Source organism: Neptuniibacter sp. UBA6509, assembly GCA_002435145.1.
In the GTDB taxonomy this organism is placed as follows: Bacteria; Pseudomonadota; Gammaproteobacteria; order Pseudomonadales; family Balneatricaceae; genus Neptuniibacter.
Genome location: DJLT01000050.1, coordinates 1 through 16,161, shown reverse-complemented (window position 1 = coordinate 16,161; position 16,161 = coordinate 1). Strand labels below are relative to the sequence as shown.

The following is a 16,161-nucleotide window of genomic DNA, read 5'->3' as shown; positions in this document are numbered from 1 at the left end:
CGGTAGTTTAGCGTCTGAACGCCATCGTTGGCAGCCAATCTTATGGCGAGAACTAAAGCGTTACACCGAAGCGCTAGAGCAGCCGCACTGGCATCGTGCCAATATGTTTAGTTCATTTGTGACCGCTGTAAGAGATTCAAAATCGGTTGATCATCTGCCTAAGCGACTGTTTGTTTTTGGCATTTCTGCGCTACCGCAGAATTATGTACAAGCGCTACAAGTGCTAGGTGAACGTATTGATGTTCATCTAATGGTGACCAACCCATGTCGTTATTATTGGGGTGATATTGTTGACCAAGCCCAAATAGCCAGAATGAACAGGCGTTGGTTTAGTAAGCCTGAGCTAGATTACAGTGATTATGCTGAAGGCAATCCACTACTGGCGTCTATGGGCAAATTGGGTCGTGATTATCTATATCAGTTACAAGATACAATAGGTGATCGTGGCAATGAGGAGATAGATGCTTTTGCTGATCTTGAACGACACAGTTTATTATGTAGTATTCAGCAAGATATTCTAGATTTAGAGAACCCCGCACGTTTCCCGGATAATCCGGCTGTCAGTACTCATAAGCGCCCTTTGGAGGAGAATGAACACTCGTTTGTTATCCATAGCTGTCATAGTGCGCTACGTGAAGTGGAGGTACTTCATGACCAGTTACTGGCTTTGTTTGAGGCTAAGCCTGAGTTAAAGCCGCGTGATGTCATTGTTATGATGCCCGATGTTGCTCAGTATGCTCCCTATATTGATGCGGTCTTCTCTAATGTTCCTACTGATCGCTACATCCCTTACTCAATCTCCGACAGAAGTAATCGTCAGGAAAACCCGTTGTTACTTAGCTTTGAAAAAATAGTAAAGCTCAATAGTAGCCGTTTTACTGTTTCTGATGTGCTAGAGCTTCTCGAAGTCCCTGCGACTATGCGTCAGATGGGAATTGATGATGCTGGATTTCAGCGTTTACGTTACTGGGTTGATCAATCAAATATACGTTGGGGGATGGATTCCGAGCAGCGCAGCCTATGGGAATTACCGCTATTTGAACAGAACAGTTGGCGCTTTGGCTTAAAGCGTATGTTAGCCGGTTATGCCCTTGGAGAAGAGGCTGACTTTTGGCAGGGTTATGCGCCGTATATAGAGATAGAGGGTTTGGAAGCCGATCTTTTAGGACGACTTGCGGACTTTATCGATATATTGGATGAGATTAAGACACGTTTTAGTAGCGCCCATGAACTACCTGAATGGATAGAGATCATTAATGATTTATTAGCATCGATGTACTTGGCCGATGAACAAGATGAAGTGCCAATGAATGCTATCCGCCAAACGTTACAAGGGTTGCAAGAACAGTTAACAGATGCGCATTACGCTCAACCTATATCGTCTGCCATTATGGCTGATTATCTGATTAGTGGCATTAATCAGCAGCGCTCTTCGCAACGTTTTTTAGTCGGTGCGGTTAACTTCTGTACGCTCATGCCTATGCGTTCAATCCCTTTCTCTGTGGTCTGTTTATTGGGGATGAACGATGCGGATTATCCGCGCAGTATTCCTCCAGTGGGTTTTGATTTGATGACCGACTATCCACGCAAAGGGGATCGTTCAAGAAGAGATGATGACCGTTACCTGTTTTTAGAGGCATTTCTATCCGCTCAAGAGTGTCTTTATATCAGTTATGTTGGACGCTCAATTAAAGATAATAATGAAAAAATACCTTCTGTATTAGTCAGCGAATTGCTTGATTACATCGAGCAAGGCTATGTTTTAAAGGAGGATCTACATCTTTCTAACAGCGAAAGTGGGGCTAAGTTACGATCTAGTTTAATTACTCAGCATCCGCTAGTTGCGTTTAGTCCGGAATATTTTTCGAATACGAATAAACTCTTTAGTTTTGCATCTGAATGGCTGCCAGCTGCAAATGCAGAAAGTAAGGAGACGGTTGAGTTTTGTCAGAAACCGTTACTGGCTCAGTCGTTATTAGAGGGGCAAATGGAAGATCACGCCACCCTTGAGATAGAGGCGCTAATCAGTTTCTTAAAGAATCCATGCCGAAGCTTCTTTAATCAGCGCCTAAAAGTGTATTTCGCGAACCATGAGATAGAAGCTCAAGATGAAGAGCCTTTCTCTCTTGATGGATTACAGGCGTACCTGATTAAGCAGCGTTATTTAGAGGCTGCATTGACCTTGCAGGATTTAGATCAGTTAGATCAAACCATTTTGGCGGAAGGGGCATTGCCAGTGGCGACTCCAGGTCAGTTACTGCTGGCAAAAATACGTCATGATTGTGAAGAGCTCGCGCATAAAATCTTACCTATGTGTGAGGGCGAGCCTGAAAGACTAGAGATACAGTTACAGTTTCCTACAGTGCAGTTACAAGGTTGGTTAGATGATTGCTATTCTGCGCACTTATTACGTTATAGACCCGCGCAAGTTAACGCGAGAGACCGTCTAAGTAGTTGGGTAGAGCATTTAGCGCTGTGCCTAACATCTGATGATAGTGCGAATACAGTCTATCGTGGGTTATCAGGCAAGGTGCACTATCGTGCCGTTGAGAAAGATAAAGCACAGGCATACTTACAGACCTTAGTTGAATTTTATCAGCAAGGTATGAATGCGCCGCAAGCTTTTGATGCGGCTTGTGCTCATGAGTATTTAAAGCAGCAGAAAAAAGACCCTGATAAAGCGATCAAGGCTGTTGAGACACGTTTTATCGGTAATGCCTATAGTTCCGGTTTACAAGATAACCCCTATATTCGACGAGCCTATCCCGACTGCAGCAAGTTTACGGAGCAGTTCATTCCTTTAGCTGAGGCGATCTATGCCCCGATGTTAGCTTACATCGAGGAGGGGAAAGATGACTGATATTAAAATTCTGGACCCACTAACGTTCCCGCTGGTGGGACAGCAGCTAATTGAAGCCAGTGCTGGCACGGGTAAAACCTATACCATTACCGCGCTCTATCTTAGATTGTTACTCGGTTTAGGTAATATCAATGATAAGCCCTTAGGGCCGGATCAAATCTTAGTTGTTACGTTCACGGAAGCTGCGACTGAAGAGTTACGTGACCGTATTCGCTGCCGCATGGTTGATGCGCGTAGCGCGTTTTTACAAAAAAACAGTGAGATCTCAGATCCTTTTTTACTGCAATTAAAGCAGCAATCTCAAGATCATGCCCAAGCAATTAAGTTATTAGAACAAGCGATCCGTCAGATGGATGAAGCCGCTATTTTTACTATTCATGGCTTCTGCCAGAGAATGTTAAAACAACACGCTTTTGAAAGCGGGTCCTTGTTTGAAAGCGAACTGACTAAAGATGATCAACGTCTGATTCGTAGTGCTGTTTTGGATTTCTGGCGCAACACAATCTATCCGCTAAAGTCCTCACTTACAGAGCTGGTTCTTCAGCAGTGCTGGAATAGTCCTGAAAAGTTGATGGCCGAGTTAAGAGGATTGCTAAACCAAACTGATATAACGATTGAACCTGATCTATCCGGTGTTGATCTGCATAGTGCTTACGATGAACGTTTGGAACGTATTAATCAGTTTAAACAATCTTGGTTAGCCAATGGCGATGATCTCGTTGCTTTGATACAAGCTTCCGATGTCAATAAGCGCAGTTATACCAAAGCCAGTGTGCCTAAATGGCTTGCGCAAATTGATTATTATGCCGCATCAGAACAGTTAGAACCGAGTAAAACTCTATTTTCGGTTATGGAACGTTTTACCGATACTCGCCTTAGTGAAAAAACAGATAAAGGTGAGCAGCCTTCACATCCTCTGTTTAGTGAATTAGAAGCTTTTTTAGTTAATACGATGCCAATAAAAGAGATTTTATTAGGCAAGGCGCTTAACGAAGTCAGTCAGCGTTTAAATCTAGCCAAAAAACAGTATCAGCTACAAACATTTGATGATCTGTTAACCGGGTTGAGCGATGCTTTAAACTCCACTCAAGGAGCGGCTTTATCTGATGCGATTCAGAAGCAGTATCCGGTAGCGATGATTGATGAGTTTCAGGATACCGATCCATTGCAGTACGGTATCTTCACCACGTTATATGCCGACCAGTTTAATACCGCTTTAGTCATGATTGGCGATCCAAAACAAGCGATATACGCCTTTCGTGGCGCTGATATCTTCACTTATATTAAAGCGCGTCGCTCGGTTAAAGAGACGTTCACCTTAGAGACAAATTGGCGTTCTACCTCTGCGATGGTCGAAGCTGTGAACACGTTGTTCCAGTCTGCTGATTCCGCTTTTATTTATGATGCAGATATACCGTTTCATCCAGTAAAGGCAGCAGATAAAGATAACGAGGGGCTCAAAATACAAGAGGAGGCTCCGCCTGCTTTAACATTTTGGAGCGAGCAGGTAGATGTTCCTCTGAATAAGGGGGAGTACCTATCTCTGTTTGCACAAAGTACTGCCGCTGAGATCGATCGCTTATTAAGTGGCGAGGCTAAAATTAAAGGCCGGACAGCTCAAGGGGCTGATATAGCGGTGCTCGTGCGCGACCGTTATGAAGCAGAGGAGGTTAGGAGAGCGCTTGCGGTCTATGAACACCCCTGTGTGTATCTGAGTAGCCAAGACTCAGTTTTTAACTCTATTGAGGCTATAGAGCTTTCCTTAATTTTAGCAGCGATTGAAAACCCTCAGAATGAGCGCAGTTTAAAAGCAGCGTTAGCTACAGAGCTATTTCAGCTGGAGATGAGCGAACTAGATCGTTTTAATTCAGATGAAAATGCGTGGGAAGGGGTCGTTTCAGAATTTACACTTTATAAAGAGACATGGTTGAAACGTGGGGTTTTACCTATGTTAAATCAGCTACTGCATCAGCGTAATCTTGCGGCAGAAACTTTGGAGCAGGTCTCCGGTGAACGACGTTTAACTAATTTGCTGCACATCGCTGAACTACTGCAACAGGCCAGTAGCCAGTTAGAGGGTAGCACCGGGCTTCTGCGCTGGTTTAATGAACAGATTGTGAGCCCAGGCGGGGCGATTGATGAACAAGTTCTACGTTTAGAAAGCGAAAGAAACCTCGTCACTATTGTGACTGTGCATAAGTCAAAAGGATTGGAATATCCTATTGTATTTTTACCTTTTGCATCTAACTTTAGAGAAGCAAAAACTGCCCTTTATCATGATGAACAGGGTCGTACTGTTCTGGACATGAGCGCTGAAGATGAGTCATTAGAAATGGCTGAAAAGGAGCGCTTAGCGGAAGAGCTGCGCTTGTTATATGTTGCTTTAACGCGTTCGGTATATTGCTGTTATGTGGGCGTGAGTGATATTCGAATAGGTAACAGTAAAGCCTCCCGTTTGGGCGATAGTGCATTGGGTTATCTACTGTTGCAATCAGGCCTATCCTTAGAAGAATCTCTAGCGCGCTTACAACAGCTATCAGCCTCAATTAAGGTGATGACGCCTATCGATCATGGCGCACAAAAGGATCTGTTTGCCATTGAAGAGGTTGAAGAGAAAGAGCTGAGCGCACGTCGCTTTATAGGCCGGATAGATCGGGATTGGCGAGTGAGTAGTTATTCCGCTCTGAGTCGTCATAGCAACAGTGCCTATATTCCTGAACTTCCCGGTTTAGACCTAGAGGTCGCGGATGAGCATGCTTTGAGTGCGGAAATCGAGATTCCTGAAGGGCAAAGTATCTTCACTTTCCCTAAGGGCGCAAACGCAGGCACTTTTTTACACACGGTATTTGAAGAGATTAGTTTTCCTCAATATATAGAATCTGTTAATGATGCAGATCAAGAAAAAGATGAAAACGGATTAACAGCGTACCAAGCCCAAATTTCAGACCAGTTAGTATTGGCCGGATACGATGCTGAGTGGTTACCTGTTATTGAACAGTTAATTACGAATGTTTTAAAAACAGACCTGAATGGAAAAGGCCTTGCTTTAGGCAATATTGAAGACACTCATCGTTTGGTTGAGATGGAATTTATGCTGCGTGCAGATCATGTCACCGTCTCTGCATTAGAAGCATTGATTAGAAAGCATGACCCTCTATCGGCTCAGGCAGCCCCATTATCTTTTGAGCCCCTGCGCGGGATGTTAAAAGGGTATATCGATCTTCTATTTCGTGAGGGTGAGCGTTATTACATCTTAGATTACAAATCTAATCACTTAGGTTACGAAGCCAACTGTTATAACCAAGCAGCCTTGGAGCAAGCGATGGTGGAGCATCGCTATGACCTGCAATATCTACTCTACTCGTTGGCTGTACATCGCTTATTGAAGCAGAGAATCCCTAATTATGATTACAACACCCACTTTGGGGGTGTTTATTATCTCTTCTTAAGGGGAATGAATAGAGAAAGTGACTTAGGTGTATTCAGTTGTAGACCTGATTGGGTTTTGATTGATGCGCTTGATCAGATGTTTTCAGGGGAGGAGACCTAATGGACTCCAATATGTGTGATCTATCCCAAATTAAACAGTGGGCTACCCAAGGGTTGATTCGTTCAGTTGATTACCAGCTAGCGCAACTGATGGCGGGTAAATCGCCTGATGCACCCGAATTATGGTTACTTTCAGCGTTGGTTAGTTATGAGTTATCGACAGGTAATGTCTGCTTACCTTTAAGTAAGCTTCAGTCGCCTAGCGATTATTGGCCAGAAGAGATAGCAGAGCACTTAGCGCTGGTGGATTGGTCCCAGATTGAGATGGATCAGTTAGTGTTGGGGGCCGGAGATAACGTAACGCCACTTGTGATGGATAAACAGCGTTTCTATCTCTACCGTTATTGGCAATATGAATGCCAAGTAGCGCAAGAGCTTCTTCAAAGGACGGGGTCTGTTGACACTGATGAGAGTCTACTTAAAAGCGGTTTAGCGCGTTATTTTTCGTCTCAGGAAATCTCCGAAATAGACTGGCAGCAAGTGGCTGCAGCGGTGGCTGTTCAGAAGCGATTTTCGGTTATTAGTGGTGGACCAGGAACCGGGAAGACAACTACTGTAATCAAGCTATTAGCACTCTATATTGAGCAGTGTAAGGCAAAAGGGCAGAGCTATAATATTCAGTTAGCTGCGCCGACAGGCAAAGCCGCTGCGCGGCTGGCTGAATCGATCTCTAGTGCAAAAGAAAAACTGGATATAGATGCTGCTTTGATGGCAGAGATACCTACAAAAGCGAGTACTTTGCACCGTTTGTTGGGTGTTATACCTAATAGCATTCGTTTTAGACATGATGCTGACAACCCCTTGCACCTTGATCTTCTCGTATTAGATGAAGCTTCAATGGTTGATCTACCGATGATGTCACGGTTACTGAAGGCGTTGCCTTCCACCGCTAGGCTTATTTTGCTTGGTGATCGCGACCAGTTAGCTTCAGTGGAAGCCGGGAGTGTTTTAGGGGATATCTGCAGTTGGCCTCAAGGATTGACCTATTCTGATGGACAGAACAACCAGCTACATCAACTTTGTCAGTTAGACTCTGCTTTACCCCAGGGGACGACCAGTGATTTCTCTGATGGTTTAGCGTTGTTATATAAAAGTTACCGTTTTAACGACCAAAGTGGCATCGGATTTTTAGCTAAAGCGGTGAATGCTGGCGAATGTGATCAAGTTAGATCAGTACTAAAAGCAGGCTACAGAGATCTAAACTACCAACTTTTAAGTATAGAAAGTTATGAAGTACTGGTTAACACGGTAGTCGATCAGTACGCAGAGCTATTTAAACGTCTTCTCGCGGGTGAAAAACCAAAAGTTTTGCTCGCACAGCTAACGCATTTTCAATTGCTCTGTGCGAGAAGGGAGGGCGATTATGGGGTTGCCGGTCTGAATGAAAGAATTTATGAGCGACTAAAATCTAGAGGTTTAATCAAAGAGCAAGGCACATGGTACCCCGGTCGTCCCGTGATGATCACCCGTAATGATGCGTCTTTATCTTTGTTTAATGGTGATATAGGCCTCGTTGCCTTTGATGGCAGTGGGCGTTTAAAGGTGTGGTTTGAGCAAAATGGGGAGATGCGCTCAGTTTTGCCAAGCCGATTACCACAGCATGACACGGTTTTTGCGATGACGGTTCACAAGAGTCAGGGCTCAGAATTTAATCGAGTCATGTTGATTCTGCCGCCAACAGACAGCCCATTGCTAAGTAAAGAGCTGTTATATACCGGGATTACCCGAGCTAAGAATGAACTAGATATTGTTGCGACAGAGAAGATTTTACTACAAGCGACCTTAAGGCGTACAGAGCGTGCGGGTGGATTAGCATCAAGGTTATGGCGGTAGCTGCTGATAAGAGCTGTGCTTAGGTATAGTGAACTAGAGCTGAAAAAAGATATTAAAAAGCCCAGACTTAATAGCTGGGCTTGTTAGTGTGCGATTTTCTATAGCGTGCTTTTGAAATGGTGCTTTTTGCCATTACTTACAAAAATAGCTTTCTAGCTAAAGCTGATTTGTACACTATCTAATTAAAATTAACGACGACCACGATAACGCTTGATCGTTTGCTCTTCTGCTTTGATTCGGATTGGTTTTACTTGTTTGCTGTTGTCTTCCCATAATCGAAGCATTACTACACCCGCAGCAATCGCGAGAAGAATGGTAAATGTCATCATAACCTACTCCTAGACTGGCATTCGGCCAGTTACAACGTTTTTTCAGTATAACTTAATTTCAGCGTATATCATTAAGTGTTATCGGCTGATGCTTCAATAAATCAATCGGCATATAGAAGAAACCTTATTCCAAACAGTAAACCAGCTTCCAAGTTATTGGAAGGTTATGCGATCAGCTATAGAATATATGGAGACTCAATTTAGTTTTTAAACGTTGGACTGCTGAATAAAATCAGAAAGCTCAGTAAAGCCACCAATATGTTCTTGCCCACAGAATACCTGTGGAACCGTTGAGACAGGTTTGCCTACAGTTTTCTCTAGGTCTTCTTTGCTAATGTTTTCTTTGTGAATATCGATGTAACGGTAATCTAGCTCTTTTAATTCACATAGTTCTTTTGCTCTTACGCAAAACCCACAACCCTCGCGACCAAAAATAGTAATTCGTTTCATTGTTCATCTCTTCTATAAATTTAGGATGAGTTCATTTGAACAGGTTTCTCAGATAGGCACTAATTGCATCTCTTTATTTGGACGATTAGTTTTTTAAATCGAACCAATTTAAGGAAGTGTGAATACTATGTTGCGGTGCGGAATTCTTATCTAGAGAAGGCTATGACTGGGCTAAAAGCTTTTGTCCCCATACTCTGTGGATAACTCTGTAAACAACCTTGGGGAAAGCAACTTCAGAGCCTATGATATGGCCATAAGGTACAGATTGATTAAAAAATAACCAGTAATTTATCTATTTGAATATAAAGGTTTTTTCTGTTTTTTTTGCTAAAGATATTGGCTTTTTGAGTGCTTGTTCAGGCATTCATGCTTTTGTAATCAAACCTTAACCTATGTCAATGTTTTTTTAAGTCTAAATATAAAAAAACGGCCTAAAAAGCCGTTTTATATAACTTCTAAACTAAAGGCTTAAAACCATTCATCTTTCTGTTTTCTACGTTTAGGGAAGTAGGGCAAAATTAAGCCTAAAATCACTCCCCCTAAAGCAACAAGCCCGCCGTGAGTGAACCAACGCATGAGGTTGCTTTCATCACTGGACTCAATTTTAAAATTCAGCTCTTTAATCGTTGCGTTTAATTCCGCCACTTCGCTGGTGAGTAGCTGGCTTTTCTCCCGCATCGTTTTAGATTCACTTTGCAGTTTTTCAATTTGAACTGACTGTTCAGAGACTGTCGTTTGGCTTTTATCAAGGCTGCTTTGAAGTTTAGGTAAACGAACTGAAATACTGTCGCCAGGGTCTACAGCGGTAGGTTCGACCCAACCAATACGACCTTTAGGCATACGTACTTGCACGTATTTCGTTTTAGAGTCACGTTTTAGAATATCGACAGCCGTACCACTGCGTATACGGGTAATAATGCGATATTCATTACTGGGGCCATTATGAACATAGATCATTGCATCATCAGCAATATGACCTTTTTCAGCATGGACAGAGGCAGAAAACAGTAGAGAAGCGATTAAAAGTAACTTTTTCATTGATACATGTGTTTGAAAGCTAGAATTTGTCATATTGTACGGATTAAACTGGTTGCTTAACAGGTTGTTTTGACAGTAAACGCATAAAAGAACTGCGCAACGGGCTTCGTTGCGAGTAAAATCGGCAATTACCAAGAAGCGAGACAGCCTCAGAGTGCCTGTTTGGCTATTGTTAAGATTGGTTTTGCTTAAATTCGTTCACTTTTTTTAAATAAAAATATTTCTGAATTCTTTAGGGGAGAATTAAATGGAAAATTTCTTTGATGTCTACATCTTTCCATGGTTTGTAGATATTGTGATTGCGCTGGCGATCTTCTTTGTCGGTCGTTGGGTTATTAAGCAGTTAATGAAAGTGTTGGCACGTGTACTGCGTAAATCAAAAGTTGATGATATGTTGATCAACTTTATCAGCTCTATCGCAAACGTTGTGTTGCTGCTGTTTGTTATTGTTGCCTCGCTGAATCAATTGGGTGTTGATACAACGTCCTTAATCGCATTAGTGGGTGCCGCAGGCTTAGCAATCGGTCTATCTTTACAAGATTCTCTGAAGAACTTTGCAGCGGGTGTGATGCTGGTAATTTTCAAGCCTTTCCGTGAAGGTGATTTTGTTGAAGCTGCTGGCGTATCAGCGGTTGTTGAACATATCCAAATTTTCAACACAATTATGCGTACTGGTGACAATCGTGAAGTGATCGTACCTAATGGTGCTATCTATAGCGGTGTTATTACCAACTTCTCCGCACGTGATACCCGTCGTGTTGATATGGTATTTGGTATTGGCTATGACGATGACCTACGCAAAGCGAAAGAGATACTGAACGAAATCATCGAAGCAGATGATCGTATTTTGAAAGACCCTGTACCGGTGATTGCCGTTTCTGAACTAGCTGATAGCAGCGTAAATTTTGTTGTGCGCCCTTGGGTTAATTCTGCTGATTATTGGGCAGTACTTTGGGAAACGACTGAAGCTGTTAAGCTACGTTTTGATGAGGAAGGTATCAGCATTCCTTTCCCTCAGATGGATGTTCATTTGCATAAGCAAGAAGAAGCGTAAAAGTACCTAATAATGGTATTGAAAAAGAGCCTCAATTGAGGCTCTTTTTTTATCTGCTCGAGAAGTTAAAATATAATGAAAGTTAAGGAGAAACATAGAAATTAAGTAGCATTAGAAAGAATAAGTATATTACTCACTATCGCTCTCTTCATCACCCAGTTTTAGTTTTAACTCTTTTCTAAGTTTTGAGTTATCTTGCTTTGTCTTTTGTGTTTCTAAACGATATTTAAACGCTTGCACATGGTGGATCTCGATTCTTTCTTCCAAGTGGACGATCTGCTTTTGTTGGCTCGCTACGGTATCTTCAAGGTCATCGATCTGGCTTTGTAGCTCTTCGATGATGCCGTAGCCTGTGGCGCCGCTTGAACTCTGTCCGGGGCTTTCTTTCTCCGTGGTTTGAAGCTCTGTGACGATATGGCTGTAGAGTGCTTTTAGGTCTGCTTCTTCACGGTTGTTATAGCGGATTGTATTTTCAATGGCCTGGTGAGCACTTGCCGCACCAATAGAACCTGCGAGTACGTGCTCGACCATTCTGTGAAATTCAACCAGCTCAATAATGGTTATTTGTGGTTTATTGTGTACTTGCAGGTCTTCCGCGATCGTAAGTACTTCCTGCTCTGCCTTCTCAGTAGGTAAATAATTAGATAAGAGGCTTTTAGCTTCCTCCAGCTTAGGCTCAAGAAGAATATAAGCATCTAGACCGGTAGGTCTAGCTTTTCTCGATTGAGCTGAGTTCATAGAGCTTATGAATTCGGAGGTAAGGTTTCTCTCACTTTTATTTGGGCTAAAGATGAGCGAGCCGAAAATATAGCAGCCAATATTAATTAAGAGAGACCAAAAAACAGCATGCGGAACAGGACTGAGCCCTTCTAAGCCAAAGAGTGCTTCGGGTCGTAAAAGTGCAATTTGCCACGGTCCCTCAATAAGTAGAGACTCTGAGAACCAGCCATGCTTTATAAAGGTTGGGATTAATAGGCTATAGCACCATACGGTAAAGCCAGATAACAGGCCTAAGAATGCCCCTAAACTGTTACCTTTTTTCCAAAATAACCCACCAAAAAGGGCTGGTGAAAACTGTAAGACGGCGACAAATGAAAGCAGGCCAATTGCAACTAAGATATACGAATCAGCGAACTGTTTAGAAAACCATAAACTTCCTACCATTATTACAGAGACTACAATCCAGCGAAGCTGTAACAGATAGCTTCTTAAAAACTGTAGGCTTGGAACTCTTTCTAATGCAGGCAAAATCAGGTGGTTTGATGCCATTGTTGAGAGTGTCATCGAGGTAATAATTGTCATACCGGTTGCGGCGGAAAACCCCCCGATAAATGCTAATAACGTTAGGCTGCTCAATCCTGCCTGTTGTGGTAACAGTAGTACAAAGAAATCAGCGCTCTCCGCCGGCATTCCTTGCAGAAGACCTGCCGCCGCAATAGGTACTACAAATAGGTTGATCAGAACCATATAGAGAGGGAATACCCACATGGCTGTTTTTATATATTGTTTATTCGAGTTCTCTACAACGGATACATGAAACTGTCGAGGTAGGTTGTATATTGCAGAAAAACTTAAAATACATAATGTGAGCCACATGATTCCGCTATCTTGAGTGGCGGAAAAGCTAGCGACATGACCAAGATCTGCTTGCTGCAATCTATTATAAATATCGCCAAAACCATCAAAAAGGATGTAGGTTGCAAATACACCTACAGCAATAAATGCGATCAGTTTGACAATACATTCAGCGACTAATGCGGCAATCATACCCTGATGACGCTCGGTAGGATCCAGTTTGCGTACACCAAATATAATAGTAAATCCGATCATAAACAGAGTGACTAACCAGCCTGCTAAACCGTGTTCAGAGCCACTAGAGGGGCTGTTTGTTATTAACTCGAAAGAGCTTATGATCGCTGTTAATTGTAGTGAAATATAGGGAACTACTCCTATCAAGGCGATAATGGTAACAAGGGCAGCGATCTTTTGTGAACGGTTGTAACGTGTTGATATGAAATCCGCAATGCTGGTGATGCGGAAGGTCTCTTTGGCTTGAACCATGCGTTTAAGAGTAAACCACCACAGAGCGATACCTATCATGGCTCCCGCGTATACCCCTAAAAAAAGCATACCAGAGGAGGCCGCAAAGCCTACACTGCCATAAAAAGTCCATGAAGTATGGTAAACCGCCAGTGATAATGCGTATATCCAAGGGCTATTGTTAGATTCGCTTTTATTTTTAATTCGCTTTTCAACGAGTTGAGCAAGTGCAAATAGCAAGCTCATATAGAGCGAAACGTAAAGAATGACTGACAGCGGTGTGAACATATTACCCAGCTTAATCGTACATACGATGAATTATCTGGCTATCTTAAACCCTATAGCTTGTAGGCTAAAGGGTGTCTAATTAATATAATAGTATGATTTTTAAGTAAAACGCTGAAATTACATCAGCCGTGATTAGAAAGGTTGTATGCTTCCATAAGGCTTTAGTCTGGTTTTAACTGAGCCTTTAAAGGTTAGATAGCATCTAAATTATTGTTTTGGGTCTTTATAAATGAAATTGAATTGCGATTTAGGTGAAAGTTTTGGTGCTTGGAATATGGGGCAAGATGAAGCGGTTATGCCCTATATCGATATGGCAAATATCGCCTGTGGATTTCATGCATCTGATCCACTGACCATTGAAAGAACGATTGCCTTAGCTAGTGAGCATGGTGTGCTGATTGGCGCGCACCCAGGATACCCAGACTTAGTTGGTTTTGGCCGGCGGAGTATGAAGTGCACCGCGAATGAAGTACGAACCATGCTGCTATATCAAGTTTCAGCTTTATCAGGCATGGCGCAAGTTTTGCAGACACCGGTTGGTTTCGTAAAACCTCATGGCGCTTTGTATAACGATATGATGCGTGATGATGACCTGATGCAAACTATCATGAAAACAATAGCGCTTCTTCAGAAAACACAGTTTTCTTTAAAAGTACCTTTAGTCATTCAGGCGACGGCGAAAAATGATCGTTATCGTGAGTTAGCTGCTAAATTAGGGGTTGAACTGCTATTTGAGGCATTTGCTGATCGCGGTTATGACGATGAGGGCCTACTTCTGCCTAGGGCCGTTGCAGGGGCTGTATTTCATCAGACACAAGAGATTATTGACCGGGTTGAATTGCTCTCTAAAGAGGGCGTATTGCGTTCAGCCAGCGGGAAGTTGTTAAAGCTATCCCCCGATACACTGTGTGTACATGGTGATAATGCGGAAGCGATTAAACTTGTCGTAAAAATTCGTGGTGTTTTAGATGCAGCCTAAAATAGAGGTTGCGGGTGTTAATAGCTTGTTGGTTCGTTTTTCCGATCAAGTCGATCGCTCTCTAATCACCTATATTGGTCGTTTTTGTGAAAAGCTTAAACAGGATTTTGCTGACCATTTAGTGGATCTTATTCCATCTTATACAACGGTTTTAGTTACCTATGATCTTTTAAAAACCAGTGATGCACAGGTCCGAGATCAATTAACATCTCTTTTAATCGATTTAGAAAAAGAACAGAAAGAGGGCGCGCTTTCCCAAGTGTCAGCTCGCTGTATTACTTTGCCTGTTTGTTATGACAGGATTTATGCCCCGGATATAGTGGAGCTTTCTAAGCAGCTACAGCTCGATATAGATGAGATTATTCAGTTGCATTCAGCTCAACGCTATCAAGTTTATGCTGTTGGTTTTAGTCCAGGCTTTGGTTATTTAGGTGAGTTGGATGCTCGATTACGTGTTTCTCGTCTAGCAACACCTAGAACACAAGTCCCCGCAGGCTCGGTGGCGATTGCAGAGTTAAATACCGCGGTATATCCACAAGAGACTCCCGGCGGCTGGTGGCTTATTGGTCGTTGCCCTATTCCAATGTTTGATAAAACCCGCGAACAGCCTTGCCTGTTTTCAGCAGGGGACGAAGTTATATTTGAGCCAATATCCACTGTTGAATATAAACGGTTGCAGCAATGATCAGTGATTCTTTTAAAGTGATTAAGCCGGGTGCTTGTTCTTTATTGGAAGATGAAGGGCGTTTTGGGTACCAGCATTTTGGCATCACAACTGGTGGCGCTATGGATGAAACCGCCGCGCGATGGGCGAATCGCTTATTGGGTAACTCATCTAATGCGGTTTTATTGGAAATAACCTTAGGTAATGTTCAGCTGGAAGCCACTGCCGATACTTGGATTGCACTCACCGGTGCAGATCTGGGGCTGCGAATTAACGGTGAAAAAAAGAGTAATTGGCAATCTCACTTTGTACAGCAAGGGGACTTGGTGAGCATGGGCTGGGCTGTCATGGGTGTTTCTAGTTACCTTGCGGTAGTAGGCGGTTTTCAACTGAAAAGTGACTTCGGTAGCTGTTCAACGGTTAAGCGTGAACAGTTGGGTGGCTTAACCGGCAATGCATTAGAAGCCGGGGACGAGCTTCATTTTAGCTCTGTCCCGAAATCTTATTTCACCTGTAGCCGAGCGGTACCTTCTAGGTATATTCCCGATTACAGTGATTCTGTAATACTGAGAGTCGTTAAGGGTTACCAAGTTGAACAGTTTCCAGAAATCAGTGTGCAAAAGTTCTTCGCCTCGAGCTATAAAGTCAGCTCTGAAAGTGATCGGATGGGGTTTCGTTTGCAAGGTGAAGCGATTGAAACCGGGGTTTCAGGGCTGTTATCTGAAGGCATCGCTTACGGTGCGATTCAGATTCCTGCGGATGGACAACCTATTGTTTTACTCAAGGATAGGCAAACCTTAGGGGGCTACCCTAAAATTGGATCTGTTCTGCCTTTAGACAGTTATAAGTTAAGTCAGTGTAGGGCGGGTAGTGAAGTAACCTTTAAAGAGGTAAGTCTGAAAGAAGCGCAGCAGCTCATGCAAACGTTTCAGCGCTTCTTTTCAAAATCGACCTGATCTGTCTGCTCTTTGCTGGAGCGCTGTTCTTCCGTTTTTTATTTAGGAGCTTCTTGTTTCTGAGTTTTTTGCTTAGGAGCTTCGTGTTCTGCTACTCCCTGTTCCGAACAGCCATGATGGC

Annotated in this window: 11 protein-coding genes; 7 read left to right on the top strand and 4 right to left on the bottom strand. The window is 42.9% G+C overall.

Annotated features, from left to right (window positions below; translation table 11 throughout):
* From recC to recD, 3 genes are all read left to right on the top strand, one after another.
* Positions 1–2,860 (top strand): exodeoxyribonuclease V subunit gamma (recC, locus tag B4K11_RS06920; RefSeq protein ID WP_292959300.1); only part of this gene is annotated, 2,860 nt, incomplete at its 5' end.
* Complete coding sequence (gene recB, locus B4K11_RS06915; RefSeq protein WP_292953041.1) at positions 2,853–6,410, top strand: exodeoxyribonuclease V subunit beta; 3,558 nt, start codon at positions 2,853–2,855, stop codon at positions 6,408–6,410. The genes recC and recB, both read left to right, overlap by 8 nt.
* A complete protein-coding gene (gene recD, locus B4K11_RS06910; RefSeq protein ID WP_292953038.1) occupies positions 6,410–8,242 on the top strand; it encodes an exodeoxyribonuclease V subunit alpha in 1,833 nt (610 codons plus the stop codon). The genes recB and recD overlap by 1 nt, the downstream gene beginning before the upstream one ends.
* Before the next feature lie 188 nt (positions 8,243–8,430).
* On the opposite strand, the gene B4K11_RS06905 is transcribed toward recD, so the two are convergent.
* From B4K11_RS06905 to B4K11_RS06895, 3 genes are all read right to left on the bottom strand, one after another.
* Positions 8,431–8,571 (bottom strand): hypothetical protein, encoded by a 141-nt coding sequence (locus B4K11_RS06905; protein ID WP_292953035.1) that lies wholly within the window; start codon positions 8,569–8,571, stop codon positions 8,431–8,433.
* 207 nt (positions 8,572–8,778) lie between these two features.
* On the bottom strand, positions 8,779–9,021 hold the full coding sequence (locus tag B4K11_RS06900; RefSeq protein WP_292953032.1) for a GrxA family glutaredoxin: 243 nt from the start codon (positions 9,019–9,021) through the stop codon (positions 8,779–8,781).
* A gap of 468 nt (positions 9,022–9,489) precedes the next feature.
* Positions 9,490–10,059, bottom strand: coding sequence for a TIGR04211 family SH3 domain-containing protein (locus tag B4K11_RS06895; RefSeq protein WP_292953029.1), 570 nt, complete (start codon positions 10,057–10,059; stop codon positions 9,490–9,492).
* Between the two features lie 247 nt (positions 10,060–10,306).
* Between B4K11_RS06895 and B4K11_RS06890 the strand changes: the two genes are divergently transcribed.
* Entirely contained in the window at positions 10,307–11,113 is an 807-nt protein-coding gene (locus B4K11_RS06890) for a mechanosensitive ion channel family protein (RefSeq protein WP_292953026.1), read from the top strand.
* Positions 11,114–11,242: 129 nt separating this feature from the next.
* Here B4K11_RS06890 and B4K11_RS06885 read toward each other — a convergent pair whose 3' ends face one another.
* Complete coding sequence (locus B4K11_RS06885; protein ID WP_292953023.1) at positions 11,243–13,441, bottom strand: sodium:solute symporter family transporter; 2,199 nt, start codon at positions 13,439–13,441, stop codon at positions 11,243–11,245.
* Positions 13,442–13,670: 229 nt separating this feature from the next.
* Here B4K11_RS06885 and B4K11_RS06880 point away from each other — a divergent pair, with 229 nt between their 5' ends.
* The 3 genes from B4K11_RS06880 to B4K11_RS06870 are packed head-to-tail and all read left to right on the top strand — an operon-like array spanning position 13,671 to position 16,040.
* Positions 13,671–14,420 carry a 5-oxoprolinase subunit PxpA gene (locus B4K11_RS06880; RefSeq protein WP_292959299.1) on the top strand — a complete coding sequence of 250 codons (750 nt, stop codon included), beginning with the start codon at positions 13,671–13,673 and terminating at the stop codon, positions 14,418–14,420.
* Positions 14,410–15,105, top strand: coding sequence for a 5-oxoprolinase subunit PxpB (gene pxpB / locus B4K11_RS06875; protein WP_292959298.1), 696 nt, complete (start codon positions 14,410–14,412; stop codon positions 15,103–15,105). The genes B4K11_RS06880 and pxpB overlap by 11 nt, the downstream gene beginning before the upstream one ends.
* Positions 15,102–16,040 (top strand): biotin-dependent carboxyltransferase family protein, encoded by a 939-nt coding sequence (locus B4K11_RS06870; protein ID WP_292959297.1) that lies wholly within the window; start codon positions 15,102–15,104, stop codon positions 16,038–16,040. Before pxpB ends, B4K11_RS06870 begins: the two co-directional genes overlap by 4 nt.
* Positions 16,041–16,161 lie beyond the last annotated feature (121 nt).